This is a genomic window from Schlegelella aquatica, from assembly GCF_026013905.1.
Taxonomy (GTDB): Bacteria; Pseudomonadota; Gammaproteobacteria; order Burkholderiales; family Burkholderiaceae_C; genus Caldimonas; species Caldimonas aquatica.
This window is the reverse complement of record NZ_CP110257.1, coordinates 101,127-126,569: the sequence shown is the minus strand read 5'-3', so window position 1 is coordinate 126,569 and position 25,443 is coordinate 101,127. Positions and strand designations below refer to the sequence as shown.

General features: G+C 70.0%; 24 protein-coding genes and 1 pseudogene. 15 read left to right on the top strand and 10 right to left on the bottom strand.

Features of this window, described 5'->3' with window-relative positions; translation table 11 throughout:
- The first annotated feature begins 59 nt into the window (after positions 1-59).
- Complete coding sequence (locus tag OMP39_RS00585; protein WP_264892885.1) at positions 60-1,703, top strand: methyl-accepting chemotaxis protein; 1,644 nt, start codon at positions 60-62, stop codon at positions 1,701-1,703.
- Between the two features lie 16 nt (positions 1,704-1,719).
- Here the strand turns inward: OMP39_RS00585 and OMP39_RS00580 are convergent, their stop codons facing one another.
- Positions 1,720-2,376 (bottom strand): acyl-homoserine-lactone synthase, encoded by a 657-nt coding sequence (locus OMP39_RS00580; protein ID WP_264892884.1) that lies wholly within the window; start codon positions 2,374-2,376, stop codon positions 1,720-1,722.
- 197 nt (positions 2,377-2,573) lie between these two features.
- On the opposite strand from OMP39_RS00580, the gene OMP39_RS00575 reads away from it, so the two are divergent.
- Entirely contained in the window at positions 2,574-3,092 is a 519-nt protein-coding gene (locus OMP39_RS00575; protein ID WP_264892883.1) for a DUF4902 domain-containing protein, read from the top strand.
- Between the two features lie 486 nt (positions 3,093-3,578).
- On the opposite strand, the gene OMP39_RS00570 is transcribed toward OMP39_RS00575, so the two are convergent.
- From OMP39_RS00570 to OMP39_RS00545, 6 genes are all read right to left on the bottom strand, one after another.
- Entirely contained in the window at positions 3,579-4,289 is a 711-nt protein-coding gene (locus OMP39_RS00570) for an autoinducer binding domain-containing protein (RefSeq protein WP_264892882.1), read from the bottom strand.
- Between the two features lie 400 nt (positions 4,290-4,689).
- A complete protein-coding gene (locus OMP39_RS00565; RefSeq protein ID WP_264892881.1) occupies positions 4,690-5,637 on the bottom strand; it encodes a lipase secretion chaperone in 948 nt (315 codons plus the stop codon).
- Positions 5,634-6,575, bottom strand: coding sequence for an esterase/lipase family protein (locus OMP39_RS00560; protein WP_264892880.1), 942 nt, complete (start codon positions 6,573-6,575; stop codon positions 5,634-5,636). The genes OMP39_RS00565 and OMP39_RS00560 overlap by 4 nt, the downstream gene beginning before the upstream one ends.
- Before the next feature lie 274 nt (positions 6,576-6,849).
- The gene (locus tag OMP39_RS00555) at positions 6,850-8,346 is read right to left on the bottom strand and encodes a sensor histidine kinase (RefSeq protein ID WP_264894596.1); all 1,497 of its coding nucleotides are present in this window, start codon (positions 8,344-8,346) and stop codon (positions 6,850-6,852) included.
- 16 nt (positions 8,347-8,362) lie between these two features.
- Positions 8,363-9,034, bottom strand: coding sequence for a response regulator (locus OMP39_RS00550; RefSeq protein WP_264892879.1), 672 nt, complete (start codon positions 9,032-9,034; stop codon positions 8,363-8,365).
- 82 nt (positions 9,035-9,116) lie between these two features.
- Entirely contained in the window at positions 9,117-9,629 is a 513-nt protein-coding gene (locus tag OMP39_RS00545; protein WP_264892878.1) for a MarR family winged helix-turn-helix transcriptional regulator, read from the bottom strand.
- 213 nt (positions 9,630-9,842) lie between these two features.
- On the opposite strand from OMP39_RS00545, the gene recA reads away from it, so the two are divergent.
- From recA to OMP39_RS00485, 12 genes and pseudogenes are all read left to right on the top strand, one after another.
- Positions 9,843-10,928 carry a recombinase RecA gene (recA, locus tag OMP39_RS00540; protein WP_280925517.1) on the top strand — a complete coding sequence of 362 codons (1,086 nt, stop codon included), beginning with the start codon at positions 9,843-9,845 and terminating at the stop codon, positions 10,926-10,928.
- The gene (gene recX / locus OMP39_RS00535; RefSeq protein WP_264892876.1) at positions 10,928-11,377 is read left to right on the top strand and encodes a recombination regulator RecX; all 450 of its coding nucleotides are present in this window, start codon (positions 10,928-10,930) and stop codon (positions 11,375-11,377) included. Before recA ends, recX begins: the two co-directional genes overlap by 1 nt.
- A 118-nt stretch (positions 11,378-11,495) precedes the next feature.
- Positions 11,496-12,074 (top strand): DUF2889 domain-containing protein, encoded by a 579-nt coding sequence (locus OMP39_RS00530; RefSeq protein WP_264892875.1) that lies wholly within the window; start codon positions 11,496-11,498, stop codon positions 12,072-12,074.
- A gap of 27 nt (positions 12,075-12,101) precedes the next feature.
- Positions 12,102-13,262 (top strand): ADP-forming succinate--CoA ligase subunit beta, encoded by a 1,161-nt coding sequence (gene sucC, locus OMP39_RS00525; protein WP_264892874.1) that lies wholly within the window; start codon positions 12,102-12,104, stop codon positions 13,260-13,262.
- A gap of 114 nt (positions 13,263-13,376) precedes the next feature.
- The gene (gene sucD / locus OMP39_RS00520) at positions 13,377-14,270 is read left to right on the top strand and encodes a succinate--CoA ligase subunit alpha (RefSeq protein WP_264892873.1); all 894 of its coding nucleotides are present in this window, start codon (positions 13,377-13,379) and stop codon (positions 14,268-14,270) included.
- Between the two features lie 179 nt (positions 14,271-14,449).
- Positions 14,450-15,184, top strand: coding sequence for a TerC family protein (locus tag OMP39_RS00515; RefSeq protein WP_264892872.1), 735 nt, complete (start codon positions 14,450-14,452; stop codon positions 15,182-15,184).
- 195 nt (positions 15,185-15,379) lie between these two features.
- Positions 15,380-16,162 carry a Stp1/IreP family PP2C-type Ser/Thr phosphatase gene (locus tag OMP39_RS00510; RefSeq protein ID WP_264892871.1) on the top strand — a complete coding sequence of 261 codons (783 nt, stop codon included), beginning with the start codon at positions 15,380-15,382 and terminating at the stop codon, positions 16,160-16,162.
- A gap of 129 nt (positions 16,163-16,291) precedes the next feature.
- Entirely contained in the window at positions 16,292-17,005 is a 714-nt protein-coding gene (locus tag OMP39_RS00505; protein ID WP_264892870.1) for an FHA domain-containing protein, read from the top strand.
- Between the two features lie 402 nt (positions 17,006-17,407).
- Positions 17,408-18,166, top strand: a complete 759-nt coding sequence (locus OMP39_RS00500; protein ID WP_264892869.1) for an MBL fold metallo-hydrolase — start codon at positions 17,408-17,410, stop codon at positions 18,164-18,166.
- Positions 18,167-18,348: 182 nt separating this feature from the next.
- A pseudogene (locus OMP39_RS00495) lies at positions 18,349-18,460 on the top strand (prepilin-type N-terminal cleavage/methylation domain-containing protein); the annotation flags it as partial.
- Between the two features lie 542 nt (positions 18,461-19,002).
- The gene (locus OMP39_RS00490) at positions 19,003-20,325 is read left to right on the top strand and encodes a nucleotide sugar dehydrogenase (protein ID WP_280925516.1); all 1,323 of its coding nucleotides are present in this window, start codon (positions 19,003-19,005) and stop codon (positions 20,323-20,325) included.
- 100 nt (positions 20,326-20,425) lie between these two features.
- Positions 20,426-22,093 carry a PglL family O-oligosaccharyltransferase gene (locus tag OMP39_RS00485; RefSeq protein WP_264892868.1) on the top strand — a complete coding sequence of 556 codons (1,668 nt, stop codon included), beginning with the start codon at positions 20,426-20,428 and terminating at the stop codon, positions 22,091-22,093.
- 30 nt (positions 22,094-22,123) lie between these two features.
- Here the strand turns inward: OMP39_RS00485 and moaC are convergent, their stop codons facing one another.
- The gene (gene moaC, locus OMP39_RS00480) at positions 22,124-22,642 is read right to left on the bottom strand and encodes a cyclic pyranopterin monophosphate synthase MoaC (protein WP_264892867.1); all 519 of its coding nucleotides are present in this window, start codon (positions 22,640-22,642) and stop codon (positions 22,124-22,126) included.
- 327 nt (positions 22,643-22,969) lie between these two features.
- Here moaC and OMP39_RS00475 point away from each other — a divergent pair, with 327 nt between their 5' ends.
- On the top strand, positions 22,970-24,424 hold the full coding sequence (locus tag OMP39_RS00475) for a M48 family metalloprotease (RefSeq protein WP_264892866.1): 1,455 nt from the start codon (positions 22,970-22,972) through the stop codon (positions 24,422-24,424).
- Between the two features lie 4 nt (positions 24,425-24,428).
- On the opposite strand, the gene OMP39_RS00470 is transcribed toward OMP39_RS00475, so the two are convergent.
- Together OMP39_RS00470 and OMP39_RS00465 are read right to left on the bottom strand one after the other, a co-directional pair.
- Positions 24,429-24,785, bottom strand: a complete 357-nt coding sequence (locus OMP39_RS00470) for a phage holin family protein (RefSeq protein WP_264892865.1) — start codon at positions 24,783-24,785, stop codon at positions 24,429-24,431.
- Positions 24,786-24,840: 55 nt separating this feature from the next.
- A complete protein-coding gene (locus OMP39_RS00465; protein WP_264892864.1) occupies positions 24,841-25,254 on the bottom strand; it encodes a hypothetical protein in 414 nt (137 codons plus the stop codon).
- Positions 25,255-25,443 lie beyond the last annotated feature (189 nt).

The following is a 25,443-nucleotide window of genomic DNA, read 5'->3' as shown; positions in this document are numbered from 1 at the left end:
CACTGTGCCGATGAACGGTCGACGGGCCTGGAGGCCCTCCCACCCCATCGGACCTTGACATGAGACACAACGGACCCGTCACACAACGAGAGTACGAGCTGCCCGCGGGCTGCACCTTGGTGTCCAGCACAGACCTCAAAGGCCGCATTCTCTATTGCAATCTCCCTTTTGTGGAAGTCAGCGGCTACACACGCGAAGAACTGCTGGGGCAGCCGCACAACCTGGTCCGCCACCCCGACATGCCGGAGGAGGCGTTTCGAGACCTCTGGGCGACGATCCAGCAAGGTCGCCCCTGGAGCGCCGTCGTCAAGAACCGCCGCAAGAACGGCGACCATTACTGGGTTTATGCCAACGTGACCCCGCTGCTCGAGGGCGGCCGACCGGTGGGCTACCTGTCGGTGCGCACCCGCCCCACGCGCGAGCAGGTGGCCCAGGCCGAGCGCTTGTATGCTGCCTTGCGAGAAGACGAGCAGAGCCGCCGTCCGCTGCGAGCCCGTCTCGCCGCGGGCAAGCTGCGCCGCGGAGGCTGGGCCGGCCGTCTCGATGCCCTGCAGCGGCTCGGGGACGGCCTGGTGCGCAATCCCCTGCCCGCGCTGCTCGCGATCGGCGGCTTCGTGATCGGACAGGCCGCGCCCACGCTCGGTGGGGCCGGCGACGGGATGGGCTGGGCCGCAGCCCTGGGGCTCGCCCTGGTCGGCCACGTCGGCATGCAGTGGGGCGGCCGGCGCCGTCTCGGGCCGATGAGGGAGTATGTCGATCGCCTGGCGGGTTGCGACCTGGCCATCGTGCCGCCGCCTTCTCGCCACCCGGCCCTGGAGAGGCTCTGGCAGTCGCTGGCGCAGCTGCGCGTCAATCTGATGTCCGTGCTGCGCGATGCGCAGCGGGAGATGGAGCACGTCTCGCTCGCGGCGCAGGAGATCGCCGCCGGCAACGACGACCTCTCGCGCCGCACCGAAACCCAGGCGGCAAGGCTGGAGCAAACAGCCTCGGCCATGACCGAGATCGCCTCCGCGGTCGCCAGCACGTCAGAAGCGGCGCGCCAGGCGTCGGCACGGGCCGAGGCCACCCTCGAGGCCGCACGCGCCGGCACTCAGGCCGCGCGAGAGATGCAGCACACGATGCAGTCCATCGAAGCGGCCGCGACCCGCATCGGCGACATCACCCGGCTGATCGACGAGATCTCGTTCCAGACCAACATCCTGGCGCTCAACGCCTCGGTGGAGGCGGCGCGCGCGGGCGAGGCGGGCCGGGGCTTTGCCGTCGTGGCCGGCGAGGTGCGCTCGCTCGCGCGCCGGACGACCGAGGCCGCGCAGGACATCCGCAACCTCGTGGAGCAGTCGCAAAGCACGGTTCGCGTCGGCGTGCAACAGGCCGAGCAGGTCGGCCGCACGATCGACGACGCCGTGGATCGCGTCGCTGAGATGTCCACCCTCGTCGGCGAGATCAGCCGTGCGTGCCACGAGCAGCACGGCGGCGTCTCGCAGGTTCAGGAGGCGCTCGGCGAACTGGACGCCATCACCCAGCAGAACGTAGCGATGGTCGAGCAGCTGGCGGCCGCCGCGTCGGGGCTGCGGGACCGATCGCGCGCGCTGGAAGAAGCCGTGGACCTCTTCAGGCTGGCCGACGCCACGCCACGGCGGGCGGCCGACGCCGTGGCGTTGAGACGCCAACAGCGCGCCTCGCGCGCCACCGCCGCGGCATGACGCGCCGGCCAGGCGTTCAGGCTGCCAGGGCCCGACCGGCGTCGCCGGCCCGGTCGGCGGCCGGGTCGATGACCACGCTGCGCTCGGGCGTGTAGACCTGCATCGCCTCGATGGACTGGTGATCGACCTCGATCCAGCAGGCGAACAGTGCATGGGAGCCGTAGCGCACCGGCGGGCCGGCACGGTGGGCATGCACGCCGACCCGGCGCAGCAGCCGCTCCACGCCGAGCGGCGAGACGGTGATGAAACGCTGCACCCCGCGGCGGCGGGCGTAGTCGAGGGCGCCGGAGAGGATCTGCTCGGCCACCTTGAGCTCCATCGGTTGGGCGAGCGACTGCGGCGCGCCGCAATCCATAGCGGCAAAGCGCGAGAGCTCCCACACCTGGGGGTGGCGCGGGGCGGGCTGACCGTGCAAGAGTTGAGGGAAGACGTCGGCCAGCAAGTAGGGCCCCGTGCTCGGCAGCAGGCGCGCACAGCCGCGCAACTGGCCGGTGTCGGGGTCCCGCGCGATCACATAGGCCGTCTCGGGCGTGTCGAACTGGTCCTGTTCCCGGCCGTTCTCGGCCGGCAGGTCCCAGCCCAAGGTCTCGATGAACACCCGATAACGGTACGCGGACAAAGCATCCAGCAGATCGGGGGGCAGGCTGGAGCCCGTGCCACAAATGAGTTCCACACGTCCTCCTGGGCGCAACAACGGGGTGCGGCCGATGTTCAGACGCGTGACGAACAGCAACAACTGTCAACTCAGACAGCGCGAGTGCTCCGACCTCCCTGCGACACTTCTCGGCGCGCGCGCCTAGCACCTTCTGCGCGTCAGCTGTGTGAAAAGCTGTTGCCGCCTTGTCCTGCAGCAACACCGAGGTTCCCCCCATGACACGAATCCTCCGATCCATGCGGCGACCGGTCCGCCCCGCGTCCGCCCCCCCGCCCCTGCGGGCCCTGCCGAGCGCGCCGGCGCCCGCAGCCACTCCCGAGGTGCCCCCCGACGGGTACGTGCGCCTGCCGACCCGGCTGCTCCACCGGCTGCCCCTGGTGCACCTCTATTCCGAATGGGAGGCGAGTGGCGAACTCGCCGGCTGGGGCGAGCGTGACCCCACCGACCGGCCCGTGCGTGCCCATCGCTGCGGGGAGGCCCTGGACGAGCTGTACGGCCACACCGAGTGGGCCGGACGGGACGATCCGAGGGTGTCGATCGGCTGGGATTGGCAGGCGTGCTGGACCGCCGGCCACCTGCGCTGGATGGCGGGCGAAGTGCGCACCAACTTGATGCTGGTGGACGAGCGGGGCGACGACCTCGGAGCGGGTGCCACGCAGCGGCTGTTGCAGCTGCACCTGGCGCACCTGGACTGGCCCCCCGCGGTGGCGGGCGCGCTCGGAATGCGGGGTTGAGCCGGGCCGCGGCCTTGCATCTTTGCCCCCGGGGGCCTGCGCCCCACCCCCACGGGGGTCACGGCCCGGCTCCGGGCGGCCGGGCGCCGGGCCAGGTATCTTTGCCCCCGGGGCTTGCGCCCCACCCCCGGCGGGGGTCACGGCCCGGCTGGGCGGCCGAGCGCCGGGCCAGGTATCTTTGCCCCCGGGGCTTGCGCCCCACCCCCCGCGGGGGTGTCGGCCCGGCTTCGGGCGGCCGAGCGCCGGGCCAGGTATCTTTGCCCCCGGGGCTTGCGCCCCACCCCCCGCGGGGGTGTCGGCCCGGCTTCGGGCGGCCGGGCGCCGGGCCAGGTATCTTTGCCCCCGGGGCTTGCGCCCCACCCCCCGCGGGGGTGTCGGCCCGGCTCCGGGCGGCCGAGCGCCGGGCCAGATATCTTTGCCCCCGGGGCTTGCGCCCCACCCCCCGCGGGGGTCACGGCCCGGCTCCGGGCGGCCGAGCGCCGGGCCTCAGAGCAAGCCGAGCATCGCGGCGCGAATGGTGGCGGCCGTCTTGTTGGTCGCGCCGAGCTTGGCCATGGCGTTGTTGATGTGGAAGTTCACCGTGCGCTCGGAAATGCCAAGAATCTCGGCGACGTCGCTGGAGGTCTTGCCGTCGGCCGTCCAGCGCAATACCTCGGCCTCGCGGTCGCTCAGCCGCACGCCGATCTCGGGCATGAGGCGCGGCGCGACGAGCTGCGCCATGCCCATGTGGCCCACCTGCGTGAGCCAGTACAGGCGCGGCAGATTGGCCTCGAGCTCTTGGGGGGTGATCTCCCCTTGCCCGCGCGAAAGCGTCATGAGGCTGCGGATGCCGCTGGCGTCGCGGTAGGCGAGTGCCCAGCCCACCCGCAGCCCGAACTGGCGGGCTTCGTCCCACAGTTGCGGCGTCGTGGCGAAGACGTCGTCGGACCAGATCACCGGCAGCGAGGAGCGCATGCCGTGGCGCACGGTCGGGTCCACCGCGACATAGCCGCACGCCTGATAGCGCTCCTGCCAGGCCCGCGGGTAGTTGTTGAACATCGCCACCCGCGGATTGGACAGCGGCAACGGCATCCGCAGCCCGTAGGCACAATACTCGAACCCCAGTTCCTGAGCCGCGCGCGTCAGTCGCGCGAACAACTCGTCCTCATCGGGGACGGCCAGCAAGGACTGGATGTCGTCCTCCTGCCAAGCGTACATACACCCTCCGGCCACCGCGCCCCGGGGGCGCGTCATCGGTCTCCCTGCAGCTCCGCCCATCATCGGCGCGGCTCGCAAGACCGGGGTGTCTCGGCTCGTCGGCCGACGGTCGGCCGGACAGGTCTCGGTCGCCCCTGCGCTTTCCTGCGAGGATGTGATTATGTTGTGCGAATTGCGCACACGGCGTCCCGGCCGCCGCGCCATCCAGAGAAAGTAGGCACTTCCGCTGCCGCCGCCCCGTCGCCAACCCGCGCGTTCGCCGGGGTCGATTATCTCGCCATGCGGCCCGAGGGGCATGCAGGTTTTGCCTGCTGGGCGGCCAAACGTCGCTTCAGGACCACCCTGCGCGCCGGGAGGGCTCGCTTGGCTGCCGCGGATCGGCCGCGGCCGGCGCCGGCACTCAGGGCAGCAGCAGGCTGCGGGCGCGCAGGCGCTCGTCGGCGCCGAACGTCTCGTCGATCACCTGCGCGACGGCCGCCTCTCGCTGCACCTCGGACAGCTCCGGCGCCCGGCGCAAGGCGGCGATACGCCCTCGCGCGTGCTCGAGCCGTCGCTGCCAGTCGGCCCAGGCGATGTCCTCCTGGCGCAGACGCTCGGCGGCCTCGGCGCCGAACTGCCGCACCCGCTGCTCGTGCAGCGCGGACGGATCCGCCCCCGGGGCGGGCGGGCCGAGCAGGGCGTGTTCGCTGCCGGCCGCGCCTGCGCGCTCGCCGACGCCTTGCTGCCGCGCCGCCTCGATGTGCGCCTGGAGCGCCTGCTCCTCCTGCGAGTAGAACGCATCGGCCCACACCCGCCCCAGGTGAGCACGGCGCACGGCCTGTCGCTCGGCCAAAGCGGCCTCCCACCCCTGCGGGTCGTCGAGGCGCACCTGCGTGCGGTAGCGATGCTGATGCACGGCGAGATACCGGTCCCAAAGGGTCCGGATTTCTTGGGCGGCGGCGGCCCCGACATCCCGTTCGGCATGCGCCTGCATGAGCGCCGTCAGTTCGGCGACGCTCGCTTCGCCCAGTGCCGCCAGGTAGTGGTCGAAGCGCCGCCGCAGCGAGATCGACGGCTCGAGGCGCCCGTGGGCGTCGACCGACCAGTCCCCGTCGGGTTCAGTGCCCCGTAATGAGCCCGCCCCGTAGAGGCGCCTTTCGACGGCGGCGGCGACGCTCGCCTGCGGCTGTGCGACGGGCGTCGCGTCCCCGGCGGAGAGCAGACTCCATCGGGGTGCGGCGGGCAGCGGGGCCGCGCCCGCGCCCGGGCGGCTCTCCGCTTCAGGGGCGGGCCACCACACGAGCGCGGCCACGACGGCCGCAGCCGCGAAAGCTCCTCCCGCCGCAGCCCGGCGCACGTTCAGGTTCACAGGCCAGCCAGCTTCAGCCGGTTGGCGTGGGCGCGGATCACCGCCACCGGGTCGGGCGTGAACAGGCCGCGCAAACCGAAGCTCTGGTTGATCTCGTCCAGGTGGTTCCACGGGTAATCGTCGCGCAGGACCTGGCCCCACCGCGAGGAGCAGCGCCCCACGAGACCGTCGTTGTCCTTGCCGAGAAAGGCAAGCGAGGTGAGCCCCAGCAGGCCGTCGCTCGGGTCGAGCACGTTCGTGATCACGGAGGTGCCGCTCATGGAGTAGTAGCGCACACCGTTCACCTGCGAGGGGCCGCTGCCGCACGTCGAGGTGGGGGCGCCGGCGGGAAAGCGACGGTTGAAGTCTGCCGCCCCCGCGGTGGTGAGCGAGTTCATCGCGGCCTCGGAGTTCTGCTGCAGCCCGGAGCCGCCGGAGAGATAGCTCAACAGGCTGGCAAAACCGTTGACGACCTGCGAGACGAAACCGATGGTGCCGGTCACGTCGGTGCCGGTCTTGATGGCATCGGCCACGGGGCTGCCGAAATGCGGCGTGCCGACGGTGGTGACGGAAGCGACGAGCTCCGGCGCCACGGCCGCGACGTAGCGCACGGTCTGCCCGCCATGGCTGTGGCCGATGAGGTTGAACTTGGTGTGCCCATAGGCGGCCTTGAGCCGGCGCAGCTCGGACAACAACTGCTCGCCACGCACCTCGCTCGCATTGGCGGCCGACTGCTGGGGCACGTACACCTTCGCGCCGCCCGCGCGCAGCGCCGAGGGGATACCGTACCAGTAGTCGATCGGGCCCACGGCGTCGAAGCCGAACAGGCCGTGGACGAGGACGATCGGGTGCCGCGTCTGGGTGTAGGTGTCGGCATGCGCGAGCGGCGCGTAGGCGGCGGTGCCTGCGGCGCAGGCCAGGGCCAGCACGGTGCGAGCGATCAGTCGTTTCAAGCGCATCTCCTTGGGGGTGGTATGGCGAGGCGAAGGCGCCTCGATCGGCCCAGAAAGGCGCGGGCCGGCGTCGGCCACTGGATTGGAAAACGAACGTTCGTTCGTGGCAGTCGGGCCCAACCCTCAGCTGCACCGCAGCAAAGTGATCGGCTCGCAAGGGCGGCGCGGACAGGCGTCATCAGCGATCACATCTCGCCCCTCCCTTCAGGGAAAGTCCCGAGCCGGCTCCTCCGTGTGCAGCCCCGTGCGCGGCGCGGCGACCTCACCAGAGAGTGAAGACTCAGGGGTGCACTTCGTGGGCGGCGGGCGCCTCGGCTGCCAGGGGCACGGTGGGGAACCGCACGGTCACTCGGGTGCCGCGGGGCGCTCCCCCGGCCATCTCGCCGGCGGTGTTGGCGTCTTCGAGCAGGACTTCGGCCCCATGCTGCTGAGCGATCTCGCGCACGATCGCCAGGCCGAGGCCACTGCCGTCCACGTCGGTACCGAGCGCCCGGTAGAAGGGCTGGAAGACCACCTCACGCTCGGCCTCCGGAATGCCGGGGCCGGAGTCCTCCACTTGCAGCACGCTCACCTGGCCGAACGGATCGTTGACCACCCGCACCGTGACGGTGCCGCCGGCCGGCGTGTAGAGGGTGGCGTTGTCCACGAGGTTGCGGATGAGCTCGCGGATCAGCAAGGGATTGCCGAGCACCCGTGCCGCGGGAGCGGCCCCCGGCCCGGCGGTGTCCGGGCCCTCATAGCCCAGGTCGATGCGCTTGTCCATCGCCCGCGGGACGAAATCGCGCACCACCTCGGCGGCGAGCCGTGCGAGAGGGACCTCGTGGCGGCGCTGCAGCCGGCCTTGGTTCTCGGCCCTCGCCAGTGCAAGGAGCTGATTGACCATGTGCGCCGCGCGCTGGCTGGATCGCGCGATCTGCCGCAGCGACTTCTTCAGCTCCTGCGGGTCGCGCTGGCCGGCGTCGATCTCGCGCTGGGCCAGCTCGGCTTGCATCCGCAGCCCGGCCAGCGGCGTCTTGAGCTGATGCGCGGCATCGGCCAGAAAGTGCTTCTGCGTCTTGATCGACTGGTCCAGTCGCGCCAGCAGGTCGTTGATCGAGCGCACCAGCGGGGCCACCTCCTCGGGCGCCTCGCTCTCGTCGATGGGGCTCAGGTCGTCGCTCTGCCGTCGCCGGATGCGACGCTGCAGCTCCGACAGCGGCGCGATGCCCCGGGCCAGCGCGAGCCACACCAGCAGCACCGCCAGCGGCAGGATCACGAACTGCGGCAGGATCACGCCCTTGATGATCTCGGTGGCGAGCTGCGAGCGCTTGTTGAGCGTCTCGGCCACCTGCACGAGCGCGTGCTGGCCGTCCGATGCCCCTTGCACGATCACCCACATGTAGGCCACGCGCAGCGGCTCGTTGTGCAGTTCGTCCTCGCGGAACTTCACCGTGCCCGGGTCGTGCGCCTCCTGCTCGGGCGGCACCGGCAGCTCCGGGTCCCCGCCGACCAGCTCGCCGCGCGCCCCCAGCACCTGGAAGTACACCGTGTCGGCGTTGTCGCCCTTGAGGAACTCGACGATCGTCGGCGGCATCTGGAACACCACCTGCTGCCGGGCCACGGCCACCTGCTGGCCGAGGTTGCGCACCGTCTCGGCCAGCGCGCGGTCGAAGGGCCGGTCGGCAATGCTCTGCGCGACCAGCCACGTGAGCGCGACGCTCATCGGCCACAGCAGCAGCAGCGGTGCGAGCATCCAGTCGAGGATCTCACCGAACAGCGAGCGCTGCTCGCGGTGCATCGGCACGGCCGTCGTCTCAGTTCGGGATCTTCTCGAGGCAATAGCCCAAGCCGCGCACGGTGGCAATGCGGATCGGGCCCTGCTCGATCTTCTTGCGCAAGCGGTGGATGTACACCTCGATCGCGTTGTTGCTGACCTCGTCGCCCCACTCGCACAGCCGCTCGACGAGCTGGTCCTTGCTCACCAGCCGGCCCACCCGCTGCAGCAACACTTCCAAGAGACTCAGTTCACGCGCGGAGAGCTCGACCATCTGGTCGTTGATGTAGGCCACGCGGCCGGTCTGGTCGAACGTGAGCGGCCCGTGCTTGATGATGCTGCTGGCGGTGCCCATGCCGCGACGCGCGAGCGCCCGCACCCGCGCCTCGAGCTCCTGCAGCGAGAAGGGCTTGGCCATGTAGTCGTCCGCGCCGAGGTCCAGGCCCTTGACGCGCTCCTCGATGCTGTCGGCCGCAGTGAGGATGAGCACGGGGGTGACGACGCCGCGGCCGCGCAGCCGCTTGAGCACCTCCAGCCCGTGCATCTTCGGCAGGCCGAGGTCGAGAATCACGAGGTCGAACTCGTGGGACGAGAGGGCCGCATCGGCCTCGGTCCCCGAAGCGACGTGATCGACTGCATAGCCCGAGCTGCGCAGCGACCGCAGCAGGCCGTCGGCCAGCACCTGGTCGTCTTCGGCAATCAGGATGCGCATCTCGTGTCTCCTCGCGGCGCGCGTCGCCCGGGGCGGCGGCCTGCCTTCTTGCGAACTGCTCTTTCGTGCATTGTAGGAGCGCTCACGGCTCCCAGCCTCCGGCGTAGGCTTCCAGGCCCAGCTTCACGACCGTGGCCACGTCCTCCCCCACGTCGGCGCGGAATTCGGCTTCGGCCTGCGCCACGGCGCGGTGGAAGGCCGCCAGCCACGCCCGCCCCGTGGGCGTGAAGCGCACCCATCGGGCCCGCCGGTCGCGCGGGTCCGCCTCGCGCGTGACGAGGCCCCAGGCTTCGCATTGCTCCACCAGATCGCCCATCGCCTGCTTCGTCATGCCGGCCTGCGCCGCCAACTGAGTCAGCCGCGAGCCTTCGAGGGCCAGATGACGGGTGATGTGGATGTGGGCGGCGGTGATTTGTGCCCGCGCGGCCAAATTCGCCAAGGCCAGCGGCACCTCGACGTCGCGAGCCATCAGCTCGAGCACGCGCGCGTCGAAGCGGCGCATCGCGTGGCCGAGCAATCGCCCCAGGTGCGTCTGGCGCCAGGCGGCGGCCTGCTCGGCAAGGGCCGGGGCGGTCTCCTGCGCGGCCGGTGCCACGTCACCGCGTGCGGGGGAGCCTGGGAGGGCCGGCGAGTGCCGGGAAGCAGGCGGGATCGGTCGCATGGCACAAATAGTAAGGCAAACTGACCAAAAATGCGTTTACTTCGCGGCAACCCGCGTCCACAATACTGCTCATCCATCCAGCCTGTCGTTAACCACAGGCTGATTCGATCACACAGTCAACACACACCGCCCGTCAAGGAGATGTCCGTGGACGCACCCGTCAAGGCCCTGAACACCGAAAAAGCCAAAGCCCTGCAGGCCGCGCTGGCCCAGATCGAGAAGCAGTTCGGCAAGGGCTCCATCATGCGGCTGGGCGAAGGCGAGGCCGTGGAGGACATCCAGGTCGTCTCCACCGGCTCGCTGGGCCTGGACATCGCGCTCGGCGTCGGTGGCCTGCCGCGCGGCCGCGTGATCGAGATCTACGGCCCCGAGTCGTCGGGCAAGACCACCCTCACCTTGCAGGTCATCGCCGAGATGCAAAAGCAAGGCGGTGTGTGCGCCTTCATCGACGCCGAGCACGCGCTGGACGTGCAGTACGCGCAAAAGCTCGGCGTCAACCTCCAGGACCTGCTCATCTCCCAGCCCGACACCGGCGAGCAGGCGCTCGAGATCGTCGACGCCCTGGTGCGCTCCGGCTCGGTGGACCTGATCGTCGTGGACTCGGTCGCCGCGCTCACCCCCAAGGCCGAGCTCGAGGGCGAGATGGGCGACGCGCTGCCGGGCCTGCAAGCCCGTCTGATGAGCCAGGCGCTGCGCAAGCTCACGGCCACGATCAAGAAGACCAACTGCATGGTCATCTTCATCAACCAGATCCGCATGAAGATCGGCGTGATGTTCGGCTCGCCCGAGACGACCACCGGCGGCAACGCGCTCAAGTTCTACGCCTCGGTGCGGCTGGACATCCGCCGCGTCGGCTCGATCAAGAAGGGCGAGGAGGTCATCGGCAGCGAGACCAAGGTCAAAGTGGTCAAGAACAAGGTGTCGCCCCCGTTCAAGACGGCCGACTTCGACATCCTCTACGGCGAGGGCATCAGCCGCGAGGGCGAGATCATCGACCTGGGTGTCAACGCCCGGGTGATCGAAAAGTCCGGCGCCTGGTACGCCTACAACGGCGAGAAGATCGGTCAAGGCAAGGACAACGCGCGCGAATTCCTCAAGGAGAACGCCGACCTCGCCCGAGAAATCGAGAACAAGGTGCGCGCCGCCCTGGGCGTGCCGCTGCTGCCCGGCAGCGCGCCGGCGACCGACGCGCCGGCCGACAAGCCCGCCAAGGGCCGTGCCGCCAAGGAGTGATGCCGGCCCCCAAGCTCTCGCTGCGCGGCCGGGCGCTCAAGTACCTGGCCGCCCGCGAGCACTCCCGACGGGAACTCGCCCGCAAGCTCGCGCCCCACGCCGAGACGCCCGAGCAGGTGGAAGCGCTGCTCGACGAGTTCGAGGCCAAGGGGCTGCTCAGCCAGGCCCGCTTCGTCGAGTCGATCGTCCACCGCAAGGCGGCGCGCTTCGGCGCGGCGCGCATCCGGCAGGAGTTGCAAGCCCACGGCATCGACGGCGATGCGGCGCACGACGCATTGGCCGCGCTGCAGGGCACCGAGTACGACCGCGCCCGCGCGGTGTGGCAGCGCCGCTTTGGCGGGCAGTGCGCCGCCACCCCGGCCGAACGCGCCAAGCAGATGCGCTTCCTCGCCGGGCGCGGCTTTTCCACCGAGGTCATCCGCCGGGTGGTGCGCGACGAGGACGATTGAGGCCCGGCGCTCGGCCCACGCCGCCCAACAGCCGCCTGAAAGGTTTGGTGCGACGCACCATGCTAAAGTGAGGGGCTTCGCCGAAACCGCCCGAAACCCGCGACACGGCGCCCTCGAGATGGCCCAGCCTGCGCCCGACCCCCAGCGTCAGCTCAAGCACCGCCGCAGCATCGACGTGGCGGTGTACGCCCGCCCGGACGGCTTGTGGGAGGTCGAGGCGCGCCTGGTCGACACCAAGACGCGCGACGTGGTGCTCGCCGGCGAGACCCGCCGCGCCGGGGACCCGGTGCACGACATGACGCTGCACCTCGTCGTCGACACCCGCTTCAACATCCTCACTGCCGGCGCGCAGACGCACGCCATGCCCTATCCCGGGCAATGCAACGCCTATGGTGACGCCTACGCTCGCCTGGCCGGGCTCAACCTGCTCAAGGGCTTTCGCCAGGCCGTCAAGGAACGCCTGGGCGGCGTGCAGGGTTGCACCCACATCACCGAACTCACCCAGGTGCTGCCCACCGCCGTGATCCAGGCCTTCGCCGGCGAGGTGCTCGACACCCAGGAGGGCGGCGCCTCCGCCGCCGACCAACCCCCCTTCCAGATCGACCGCTGCCACGCCCTGCGCTCCGACGGCGAGGTGGTGCGGCAGTTTTACCCGCGCTGGTACCGGCCCGAGAAGGCCGAGCCGGCTTCTCCTTAGACGTCCCCTTCAGAAAGTCACACCACCATGAAGATTCATGAGTACCAAGGCAAGGAGATCTTGCGCAACTTCGGTGTGCCGGTGCCGCGCGGCTATCCCGCCTTCACCGTGCAGGAAGCCGTCGAGGCCGCGCAGAAGCTGGGCGGCCCCGTCTGGGTCGTGAAGGCGCAGATCCATGCAGGCGGACGCGGCAAGGGCGGTGGAGTGAAGCTGGCGCGGTCGATCGACGAGGTCAAGACGCTGGCGGGCCAGATCCTCGGGATGCAGCTCGTCACCCACCAGACGGGCCCCGAGGGCCAGAAGGTGCGGCGCCTCTTGATCGAGGAAGGCGCGGACATCAAGAAGGAATACTACGTCGCGGCGCTGACCGACCGCGCCACGCAGAAGGTCGCGATGATGGCCAGCTCCGAAGGCGGCATGGACATCGAGGAAGTCGCGCACAAGACGCCCGAAAAGATCATCAAGGTCTTCGTCGACCCGCTGGTCGGCCTGACCGACGAGCAGGCCCAGCAGCTGGCTGACGGCATCGGGGTGCCGGCCGCCTCGCAGGCCCAGGCGATCGATGTCTTCAAGAAGCTCTACCGCTGCTACATGGAGACGGACGCCTCGCTGGCCGAGATCAACCCGCTCATCCTCGAAGGCAACGGCAACATCAAGGCGCTGGATGCGAAGTTCAACTTCGACTCCAACGCGCTGTTCCGCCACCCGGAAATCGTCGCCTATCGCGACCTCGACGAAGAGGACCCGGCCGAGATCGAGGCCTCCAAGTTCGACCTGGCCTACATCAGCCTGGACGGCAACATCGGCTGCCTGGTCAACGGCGCGGGCCTGGCGATGGCGACGATGGACACCATCAAGCTGTTCGGCGGCGAGCCGGCCAACTTCCTCGACGTCGGCGGCGGCGCCACGGCCGAGAAGGTGACCGAGGCGTTCAAGATCATGCTGAAGAACCCGAACGTCAAGGCCATCCTGGTCAACATCTTCGGCGGCATCATGCGCTGCGACGTGATCGCCGACGGCGTCATCACCGCCAGCCGCGCGGTGGGCCTCAAGGTGCCGCTGGTGGTGCGCATGAAGGGCACCAACGAAGACCTGGGCAAGAAGATGCTCGCCGAGTCGGGCCTGCCCATCATCTCTGCCGACACGATGGCCGAGGCCGCCCAGAAGGTCGTGGCCGCTGCTGCATGAACCACCCCCGAAGCGCCTGCGGCGCTTCCCCCTCCAGGGGGCGTCGCCAGCGGCCCGGCCTAGCCGGCTCCGCGGCGGTCGCTTGGGAAGACAACTGATTCGCTCGAGGACATCATGAGCATCCTGATCAACAAGGACACCAAGGTCATCACCCAGGGCATCACGGGCAAGACCGGGCAGTTCCACACCCGCATGTGCCGCGACTACGCAAACGGCAAGAACTGCTTCGTCGCCGGCGTCAACCCGAAGAAGGCCGGTGAGGACTTCGAGGGCATCCCGATCTACGCCAGCGTCAAGGACGCCAAGCAGGCCACCGGCGCGACGGTGAGCGTCATCTACGTGCCGCCGGCCGGCGCCGCGGACGCCATTTGGGAGGCGGTGGAAGCCGACCTCGATCTCGTGGTGTGCATCACCGAGGGCATCCCGGTGCGCGACATGCTGATGGTGCGCAACAAGATGAAGGCCAAGGAGGCGGCCGGCGGCAAGAAGACCCTGCTGCTGGGACCCAACTGCCCCGGCCTCATCACGCCCGACGAGATCAAGATCGGCATCATGCCCGGCCACATCCACAAGAAGGGCCGCATCGGCGTGGTCTCGCGCTCCGGCACGCTGACCTATGAAGCCGTGGCGCAGCTCACCGAGCTGGGCCTGGGCCAGTCGAGCGCGGTGGGCATCGGCGGCGACCCCATCAACGGCCTCAAGCACATCGACGTGATGAAGATGTTCAACGACGATCCGGACACCGACGCCGTCATCATGATCGGCGAGATCGGCGGCCCGGACGAGGCCGAGGCCGCCCGGTGGTGCAAGGACCACATGAAAAAGCCGGTGGTCGGCTTCATCGCCGGCGTCACCGCGCCCCCCGGCAAGCGCATGGGCCATGCCGGTGCGCTGATCTCTGGCGGCGCCGACACGGCCGAGGCCAAGCTCGCCATCATGGAAGAGTGCGGCTTCAAGGTCACGCGCAACCCGTCCGAGATGGGCAAGCTGCTCAAGTCGCTGCTGTAAGAAGAAGCAGCGCCCGCGGGCGCGACACCCTGCGGCGGCGGGCGGCCGCCGCCCCAGGCGCCCCGCTTGCATACGTAGTTTTTCGCAACGGCTGCCCCGGCGCGGGCGCCTACACTGCCGGCTCTCCGCGGGCGCCGCTCGGCGTCCGCCCCCCTTTCCGAACGACCTGAGGACTCCTGATGGAGCAGTTCATGACCCCCGAGTTCTGGCTTGCCGTCGGCCAGATCATCATGATCGACATCCTGCTGGGCGGCGACAACGCGGTGGTCATTGCGCTGGCGTGCCGCAAGCTGCCACCGGCGCAGCGCCGGCTGGGCATCCTGTGGGGCACGTTCGGCGCCATCGCGCTGCGGGTGATCCTCATCGTCTTTGCGCTCACGCTGCTGAAGATCCCCTTCCTCAAGATCGTCGGCGCGCTGCTGCTGCTGTGGATCGGCATCAAGCTGCTGGCGCCTGAAGACGAGGACGAGCACGCCAACATCCAGGCCAGCGACCGCCTCTGGGCGGCGGTCAAGACGGTCATCGTGGCCGACTTCGTGATGAGCCTGGACAACGTCATCGCCATCGCCGGCGCGGCGGAGACGGCCGGGGGCCAACACCAGATCCCGTTGGTCATCTTCGGCCTGCTGGTGAGCATTCCCATCATCATCTGGGGCAGCCAGCTCGTGATCAAGCTGATGGACCGCTTCCCGATCATCATCACGCTGGGCGGGATGCTGCTGGGCTGGATCGCCGGGACGATGCTGCTCTCCGACCCGGCCGTGGCCAACCCCGAAGTGGCCAGCTACTTCCCGAAACTGCCCCAGACCGAGGTGCTCAAGTACGCCTTCGGCGTGGGCGGCGCCCTGCTCGTGCTGTTGATCGGCAAGCTGCTGGCCGGCCGCCGCGGAGGCGGGGACCGCGCGGCGGCCTAAGCCCCGGCCCGTGACGCATGGGGGCCGGTGGGGCCGACGAGCGCCGGCGCACCCCGCGTGCCCGGCCCGTCGCACGCGGCCCCCGGGGCTTGGGGGGCGCCTGCTCGCGCCGGGGAGTGTGATCCAGGGCACAATCCTCACCTCGGCACTGCAGTCCCGTGCGCCCCGATAGGTTTTGACTTGAGCGCCCCGTCCATGTCCTTCGAGTTCTTCTGCCTGACCGACCCCGGTCGCGCGCGCGACAACAACGAGGACTCGGTGGCGGTGGACGAACGCGCGGCACTCGCCGTGCTGGCCGATGGCATGGGCGGCTACAACGCCGGCGAGATCGCCAGCAGCATGGCCACCTCGTTCATCAAGTCGGAGCTCGGACGCTGGCTCACCGAGGCCGCCAGCAACGCCAGCGACACCGACGTGCGCCGGGCGATGGACATCTGCGTGGACAACGCCAACCGCGCGATCTACAACGCGGCCAACTCCAACCCGCATTACGCCGGCATGGGCACCACGCTGGTGGTGGCCGTCTTCCGGGAGGGGCGGCTGCTGATGGGCCACATCGGCGATTCGCGCGGCTACCGCCTGCGCGCCGGCCATCTGACGCAGATCACGCGCGACCATTCGCTGCTGCAGGAGCAGATCGACGCCGGTCTCATCACGCCCGAGCAGGCCGCCTTCTCGGCCAACAAGAACCTGGTGACGCGCGCCGTCGGCGTCGAGGACACCGTGCTGCTGGAAACCCACCTGCACGACGTGCAGCCCGGCGACCTGTACCTGCTGTGCTCGGACGGTCTCTCCGACATGGTGCCGGACGCCGAGATCGAGGCGATCCTCGACCGCACGACCGAGCTGGCCGAGGCCGGCAACCGGCTGGTGGCTGCGGCCAACGAAGCGGGCGGCCGGGATAATATCGCCGTCGTGCTGGTCCGGGCTCATGGCCAGGCTTCGTCCGTGCGGTCCTGGTGGCCGTTCCGTCGCTGACGCCCCACATCGAACCCCGGTGCAGTCCTGCAACCCACGCAGACCCAGCGTTCGGCCCGCGCGCACGTGATACAACGGCAGGCGGCGCCCGAACCAACTCACAACTGAACATTCCAACGAGGCCAAGGCATGGGGAAACTGGTTGTTTCGCTCGACGGGGTGGTGATCAAGGAAGTCCAGCTCACCAAGGACAAGACCACGCTCGGTCGGCGCCCCTACAACGACATCGTGATCGACAACCTGGCCGTCAGCGGTGAGCACGCCGTGCTGCAAATGGTGGGGCAAGACGTCTTCATCGAAGACCTCAACAGCACCAACGGCACCTACGTGAACGGCAAGGCCATCAAGAAGCAGCTCTTGGCGCACAACGACACGATCGAGATCGGCAAGTACAAGATCAAGTACCTGACCGACGAGGCGACCGAGTACGAGAAAACGATGGTCATCAAGCCTGGCGTGATGGGTACTGCACCGGCTGCAGCCTCTCCCATGGCGCCGCCGGCCGCCCCGTCGCCGCTCGCGGCCCCTTCGGGCTTCGGCGGGCTGGGCAGCCCGTCGGGCTTCGGCTCGCTGCCCAGCGTGCCGGCGGCGTCCATCAAGGTGCTCAACGGCGCCGCTGCGGGCCGCGAAGTGACGCTGACCAAGGTGGTCACCACCGTCGGCAAACCGGGCGTGCAGGTGGCCTCGATCACCAAGCGGCCGGGCGGCTACGTCTTCGCGCACGTCGAAGGCGCCGCGCGCCCCACGGTCAACGGCAACCCGGTCGGCAACGACCCGGTGCCGCTCAAGAACGGCGACATCATCGAGCTGGCGGGGACCCAGATGCAGTTCGTGCAGGGGTAACGGGCCCTGCGCGCACGCTCGGGCCCACCCCTGCGGCGCCAGCACCGGGCGCACAGGCGGCGCTGTCAGGCCAGCGCGAGGGGCCGCTCGAGGGAATGCCCGCCTGCCGCTCGCCTGCCGCTGGTCAGTCGCCCGCCACGTCCCGCCGTCGCCTTCGACGCCGTGAACTGGATCACGGCACCGCCCACCGCGCGCGCTCGCGGGCCGGCACCCCCCGGTCCATGTGCCACTTGCCACTTGGCAACCCTGTAACAGGCGCGCACCATAGCCAGGCTGCCGCGCTGCATATCGCGCTTGCGCGGCCGACTGCAACCGCTCGATGACCCTTTCGCCGCCTTCTCACAGCCGCCCGCTGCCGCACGCGGCGCGCGCCGGCTCGCCGCGCCCCCTGGAGGGCCGCTCATGAAAGTGCGCGTGTTGGGCTGCTCCGGCGCCATCGCCGCGGGCTGCCGCACGACGGCCTTCCTCATCGACGACGACGTGCTCGTCGACGCCGGCACCGGCGTGGGCGATCTCTCGCTGGAGGAGATGGCGCGCATCGAGCACATCCTCGTCACGCATTCGCACCTCGACCACATCGTCGGCATCCCGCTGCTCGCGGATGCCGTCATGGGCCGCCGCCGCGCGCCCATCACCGTCCACGCGCTGCCGGAGACATTGGCAGCGCTGCAGCGCCACGTGATGAACTGGGTCATCTGGCCCGACTTCACGCAGTTGCCCTCGAAGGCCGAGCCCTTGCTGCGCCTGGCACCTGTGCGCGTGGGCCAGCAACTGGAGCTGGGCGGCAAGCGCATCGAGGTGCTGCCCGCCGAGCACACCGTGCCTGCGGTCGGGTACGGCATCGAGACGCCGCAAGGCTGGTGGGTCTACACCGGCGACACCGGCCCCAACCCCGGCCTGTGGCCGCTGCTCGCCCAGCGCCCGGTGGCCATGCTGGTGATCGAAACGGCCTTCAGCGACCGGGAGGCCGAGGTCGCCTTGCTCAGCCAACACCTCGCCCCCAGCGCCCTCGCCGAGGAGCTGCGCGCCCTCGACCCGCGCGTGCCGGTGTACATCACCCACATGAAGCCAGGCGAGCAGGCGCAAGTGACGAGCGAACTGGCCGCTCTGGACAGCCACCGCATCGCCGCGCTCGAGGCCGGCCAGGTCTACGAACTCTGAGCGGCCTCGAGGGGGGTGACGTTTCTTGTCACTTCCTCTGATACCCGGACACAGCTTGTCGCACTCGGTGGAGCCGTAGGTGCCGCGAATGTGCACAACCTCACGCCGCCACGCCCGCGGCGCGCTGGCACAGCCCCTGCAACAACCGCAGCGCTTCCCCCCAACCTGTCAAGGAGAGATCAATGAAGCGTGTCCAGCAGGGTTTCACCCTCATCGAACTGATGATCGTCGTGGCGATCATCGGCATCTTGGCGGCGATCGCGCTGCCGCAGTATCGCGACTATACCCAGCGCTCGGCGAACTCTGGCTGCCTGGCGGAAGCCAAGGCCTACATGGGCGCCGCCGTGGCAGAGCTGGCCAACAACCGCCCCGCTCCGGCCTACACGGCGTCCGCCTGCACCGGCGACCCGAACCCCGCTTTGGACGCCGCTGCGTACAACAACAATACCGCCATCACATTCACCACGCCAACGCGTGGGAACGGTGCCATTCGTCAGAACGCGCAGTGCAACGCAGGCACCGGCCAGTGCCAGCTCGTGAACCCCTCGTAATGTCGTAGCCCGCGGCAGGCATCGGCTTCGCGCCTATTCTTGCTGGAGCCCGGTCGCTCTTGCTCAGAGGCGACCGGGCTTTGCACTTCCCGAGCCGGCGCTGAGAAGAGGGAAGCTGCGAAAGCAGCCCTTGTGTTCGGAACAGGCCTGAGACTTCGAGCGCGCAGCGTGTTATCGCGGCTGATGCTCTTCGGCTGTGCCCGGGGTGGCTTGCACCCGGAGTTCAAGTTCAAGAGTTGCCGTCCTTTACACAACGGCCGAGGGGGTGGTCCATAGAATGCCCCGATGGACACCCGCATGCTTTCGCACTCTCTTGCAGCGCTGGACGATCGCATTCGTGGCAAGACCTTGACCGTGGGCATCTATGGGCTGGGTTACGTGGGCTTGCCGCTGGCGCTGCGCTTCTCCGAGGTCGGCATTCGAGTGATCGGCTTCGACATCGATGCCGAGAAGGTGAAGAAGCTCAATGCCGGTCAGAGCTACATCGAACGGCTCACGCCAGACCGCATCCAGCAGGCGCGGGCGCAGGGCTTCGAGGCCACCGGTGATTTCGCGCGGACCAAGGAAGCCGACGCGCTCATCATCTGCGTGCCCACGCCGCTCAACCGCTATCGCGAGCCGGACCTGAGCTTCATCGTCAACACGGTGGAGTCGATGCTGCCGCACATGCGTGAAGGGCAGCTCTTGAGCCTGGAGAGCACCACGTGGCCGGGCACGACCGACGAGGTGCTGGCCCCCCGATTGCGCTCGCGGGGCCTGGTGCCCGGTGAGAACTGCGCCTTGGTCTTCAGCCCCGAGCGTGAAGACCCGGGCAACCCGCACTACGGCACCAAGGACATCCCGAAGGTGATCGGCGGGGCGACGCCCACTTGCCTGCATCTCGGGCAGGGGGTGTACCGACACGCCATCCAGACGCTGGTGCCCGTCAGCAGCACCAAGGTCGCCGAGATGACCAAGCTGCTGGAGAACATCCACCGCAGCGTCAACATCGGCCTCGTCAACGAAATGAAGATCGTGGCCGATCGCATGGGCATCAACATCCATGAGGTGATCGACGCGGCGGCGACCAAGCCGTTCGGTTTCGTGCCCTATCGCCCCGGGCCCGGCCTGGGAGGGCATTGCATCCCGATCGACCCCTTCTACCTGACGTGGAAGGCGCGCGAGTACGGCGTGAACACGCGCTTCATCGAGTTGGCCGGCGAGATCAATCACTACATGCCGCAGTGGGTCGTGGGCAAAGTGGCCGACGCGCTGAACGAGCGGGGCCGGGCCATCAAGGGCAGCAAGATCCTGGTGCTGGGGCTGGCCTACAAGAAGAACATCGACGACACGCGCGAGTCCCCCTCGGTGGAGATCATGGACTTGCTGCAGGCCAAAGGGGCCGAGATCGCCTACAGCGACCCGCACGTGCCCGTCTTCCCGCGCAAACGGGACTACCACTTCGACCTGCAATCGGTGCCGCTCACGGCGGACACCATCGGAAGCTACGACGGCCTCCTGCTCGCCACGGACCACGACGGGTTCGACTACGCGCTGATCCAGCGCCACGCCAAGCTGATCGTGGACACGCGGGGTCGCCTCTCGGGCGACAACGTCGTCGCGGCCTGAGGGCGGCGCCGGCCGCCTGGAGGCGCCCCGCCGCGCCGGGGGCGTCGGCAGCGTCGACCGCGCCGAGGGACGGCCCCGCCGCGCAGGCACAATGCGCCGCGTGAGCCGAACCGCCGCTTCTTTCAGCTTCCCCCTTCTCGTACTGGCCGTCGCGCTGCCGCCCCTGGTGGTGGGCTCCGGCACGCCTGAGCCGGTGCTGCACTTGGGGTTGGCGAGCCTCTTCGGCTTCGGGGTGTGGCTGCTGGTGGCGCCGCCCTGGAGCGCGGGGCCTTCCATCGCGCCGACGGGGGTCGGGCCGGGGCATGCAAGGCCCTCTCAGGGCTCCTTCGGTGAGGGCTCGGTGATGGCTGCGTTGTGCCTGGGGTGGCTGGCCGCGGGACTCGTGAGTGCGGTGTTTGGCATCGTGCAGTACGTGTGGCCGGCGTGGGGAGGCGACTCCACGCTGCCGGGCTTCATCGCGACCCCTTCTTCGGCCGGCCGGGCGATGGGCAACGTGCGGCAGCCGAATCAGCTCACCACGCTGCTCGCGCTGGCGCTCTGCGGGGCGGTGTGGTGGGCCCAGGCGCGGGCGTGGCCGCGGCGGCTCCTGGTGCCGGTGATGGCGCTGCTGGCGCTCGGGATCGTGCTGAGCGGCTCGCGCATGGGGTGGCTGATGCTCGCGATGCTGAGTGCGTGGGGCGCGCTCGACCGACGGCTGCGCCCGGGGGTGCGCCAGGGGCTGATGGCGGCCTTGCCGCTGGCGGCGGCGTTCGCGGTGCTGGCGTGGCTGTGGGGGCGCTGGGGCGGGGTCACGTTCTTCCCTGAGGCGCGCATGCACAGCGCCAGCGACATCAGCAGTTCGCGGTTCGCGATCTGGTCGAACACGCTCGCGCTGATCGCCGAGTACCCCTGGGCCGGGGTGGGGTGGGGCCACTTCAACTTCGCATGGACGTTCACGCCGTTTCCCGACCGGCCGGTGGCCTTCTTCGACCACACGCACAACCTGGTGCTGCAGCTCGCGGTGGAGCTTGGTGTGCCGATGACGCTGGTGCTGCTCGGCACGCTGGGGGCGCTGATGTGGCGTGCGCGCGGCGGGCTGAGCGCGGCCGACGAGGCCCGCTCGCGGGCCTCGCGGGTGGCGCTGATGATGCTGGCCCTCGTGGGGCTGCACAGCCTGCTGGAGTACCCGTTGTGGTACGCCTACTTCCTGCTGCCCACGGCGGTGGCGCTGGCGGTGTATCTGGGGGCGGGCGGCGTGGGGGTGATCCCTCCCGGCCGCGAGCGGGTGTGCCGGGTGGCTGGCGTGCTGGCGCGTGTGGCGGGCCTCGTGATGATCGCGGGCGCCGTGCAGGCGGCCTGGGAGTACGAGCGCGTGGTGCAGATCTTCGCGCCGCAGGGGGAGGCTGGGGAACGCCCCTTGAGCGAACGCATCCGGGCGGGGCAGCGCAGCCGCTGGTTCGGTCACCATGCCGACTACGCCGCGGTGACGACGGCCTCGCGCCCGGGGCCGCTGCTCGCCACCTTCGAGCGGCCGCTGCATCACCTCGTCGATGCGCGGCTGATGATCGCGTATGCCAAGGCGTTGCACGAATCGGGCGAGCAGCGGCGCGCACTGTACGTGGCGCAGCGCCTGCGCGAGTTCCGGCACCCGCTGGGTGACGAGTGGTTCGCGGCCTGCGAACGCGCCGCCGAGGGTGCGCGCCCCTGGCACTGCGACACCACGCCGGTCACGGAGTACGGCTTCGAGGACCTGGAGCCGCGGGCGGTGTTGGCGGCGCGGCAGCGTTGATGCGCCGGCGCCGTGGCGCGGGAGCGCCGCTCAGCGCGCCGCCGTGCCGGGCTGCGGCGCGACGTACGGACCGGACTTGCCGCCGTGCTTCTCGAGCAGGCGCACGCCGGTGATCGTCATGCCGCGGTCGATGGCCTTGCACATGTCGTAGATGGTGAGCAGGCCGACCTGCACCGCGGTGAGGGCCTCCATCTCGACGCCGGTGCGGCCGAGCGTCTCGACCTGAGCCCGGCACTCGACGCGGCTGCCGGCGGCGTGGACTTCGAATTCCACGGCCACCCGGGTCAGGGGCAGCGGGTGGCACAAGGGGATGAGATCGGCGGTGCGTTTGGCGGCCTGGATCGCCGCGATGCGCGCGATGCCGAGCACGTCGCCCTTCTTGGCGGTGCCGGACCGAATCACCTGCAGCGTGGCGGGCAGCATCTCGATGAAACCGTGCGCGAGAGCGACGCGGTGGGTCACGTCCTTGCCGGCGACATCGACCATGTGCGCCTGCCCCTGCGCGTCGAAGTGGGTGAGGCCGGTGTCGGATGCAGCAGTGCGGTTCATGGCTTTGGCATGATACGTTGAACCTCGCGGCCCCGCCGCCTTCTAACCCCGAGGCTGGCGCGAGCCGGCACCCGTCCCGATCCCCGCCTGCCGCGCAGGCCCTCGTCTGGAGCCGTTTTCTTGCTGCACCGATCTTTCGCGCCGCCTGCCACGCTGGGCCCCACCGCAGCCGGGCCACGTCCTGGTTCGTCGGGTGGGGCGGCAGGCGTGGGCCCCGCGCCTCGCCGGGTGTCGACGTGGGCCGTGTGCGCAGTGGCCCTCGCATTCGGCCTCGGGGCGGTGAGCGCGCCGCTTTCCACTGCGTGGGCGCAATCGACCCCGGCGCCGATGCCGCAGCAGCTGCCCGCCCTGGGCGACAGCGTCTCGGGCGAGTTCAGCGTCGGCACCGAGCGGCAACTGGGCGACCGCATCGTGGCCGAGATCCGGCGCGACCCGGCGTACTTCGCGGACCCGCTGCTGGACGACTACGTGGATGCGCTGTGGCAGCAGTTGATGGCCGCCGCCCGTGCGCGCGGCGAGGTGTCTGCCGAGCTGCACGACCGCTTCGCGTGGCAGGCCTTTCTGCTGCGCGAGCGCTCGGTCAACGCCTTCGCCTTGCCCGGGGGCTACGTGGGGGTGCACCTCGGCCTGATCGCACTGACGGCCACCCGCGACGAGCTGGCCTCGGTGCTGGCGCACGAGCTCTCGCACGTGACGCAGCGCCATATCGCGCGCAGTCTCGTGCAGAGCAAGCAGCAGTCGCTGGTGGCGCTCGCCTCGATGATCGTCGGCGTGCTGGCCGCCAGCCGCAGTCCTCAGGCAGCCAACGCGATGATCGCGGGCGGGCAGGCGGTGGCGCTGCAAGCGCAGCTCAACTTCTCGCGCGACATGGAGCGCGAGGCCGACCGCATCGGGTTTCTCGTGCTGGAGGAGGCCGGCTTCTCGGCGGCCGGCATGTCCAGCATGTTCGAGAAGCTGCAGCAGAGCTCGCGCGTCAACGACAGCGGCGCCTTCCCCTACCTGCGCACGCACCCGCTGACCAGCGAGCGCATCGGCGAGGCCCGCGCGCGCCAGGGCATGGGCCCGGCGCGCTCGCCGGGCGTCTCGCTGGAACACGCGCTCATGCAGGCGCGTGCGCGCGTGTTGATGGACCCGCGGCCCGACACCTGGCGGGCCTGGCTGCGCCAGACGGACGACGCCGGCGGCGCCCGCCCGGCACGCGCGTTGGCCCTGGCCACCCGCGCACAGGCTGCGGCGCAATTGCGCGACTGGGCGGCGGCCGACGCGGCCCTCGCGCAACTGGAGCCGCTGGTGCAGGACGACGCGCGGGCGCGCCGAGCGGCGGCGATGCTGCGCGCCGAGAGCTGGCTGTTGCGCGGCGACGCGGCGCGCGCCGACGAGGCCCTCGCTGCCTGGCGGGGCGACGGCTCGCGCGGGATGGAACTGCTGAGCGCACGCATCGGCCTGGCCGCCCAAGGGCCCGAGGCGCCCGCAAGGCTGCAGCGCACCGCGGAAGACCTGCAAGGCTGGGTGTCGCTGCGCGCGACCGATCTGCAAGCCTGGGAGCTGCTGGGGCAGGCCTGGGAGAAGCTCGGCCAGCCGCTGCGCGCGGTGCGGGCCCAGGCGGAGGCGCGCTATCTGGTGGGCGACGTGCAAGGCGCCATCGACCGGCTGCGCGCCGCGCAGTCCCTCGCGCGCACGGGCGCGAAGTCCGACTTCATCGAAGCCTCGGTGATCGACGCGCGGCTGCGGCTGTGGGAGGAGGAATGGCGCCGACGCCTGCGCGAGGAAGCCGGGCGTTGAAGGCCTAGCGGCGCTCGAACAGGGCCTCGAGCGCGGCGTCGATGACCACGCCGCACAGGCTGTAGATCAGCGAGCCGATCAGGGCCGCCGTGAAGGTGGGCACTTGCAGCCCCTCGAGCAGGCTCGCGGCGAAATAGAACATGAGCGCGTTGATCACGAAGAGGAAGAGCCCGAGCGTGATCACGGTGACGGGCAGCGTCAGCACGACCAGCACGGGCCTGACCACCGCGTTGAGCAGCCCCAACACCAGCGCCGCGACGAGCGCGGAGCCGAAGCTGCGCACCTCGACGGCCGGATAGAGCTGCGTGACCAGCAGCAACGCCGAGGCGAGCAAGAACCAGCGCACGAGGATCTTCAGCATGGGCGCGAGCATACCGCAGCGAGCCCGTGCGGCGGCACGCGGCGGGCTGCGCCGATCACGCGGCTTCGGCTGCGAACCAGGTGCCGAGCATCACGAGCCACAGCGAGCCCGGGGTGGAGGCCTTGAAGGGGGGCACGGGCGCAGGCGATGCGTCCTTCGGGCGCCGGGCGTCGATCACCTCGTCGCCGCCGAGCTGGGACAGCAAGGGTGGCAGCGGCCCGCGGGCGACCACCAGTTCGTAGCGCCATCCTCGCGCTCGCACGCAAGGCTCGAAGGCCTCGAACAGCCGCGCGGCCCACTTGGCGCGCCAGTGCTCGCGCGCGCCGTGCGCGACCCACTTGGAAGCGCGGTGCGTGAGTCGGGGCGCGCAGGCGACGAACACCCACTGCACGCCCTCGCCCGGCCCATGGGCGGGCAGTCGGGCCTGCGCATGCGCCGCGTCGTCGATGAGAACCACGATCTTCTTCATGGAGTGGGGCAGACGATGCAACGATGGACAAGAATGCCGGCGACCGCAGTCTGCCCCGCGGGCCCCGCCCTGCCAAGCGGGCGCGGTCGCAATTCCCCTCGATTCGACAGGATTTGGGCCGATTGGCGAGAATCGCGCCTGTCGAAAGGGGAGTAGCACACGGCCCAGGCCGTGGCGGACACCCGTCAA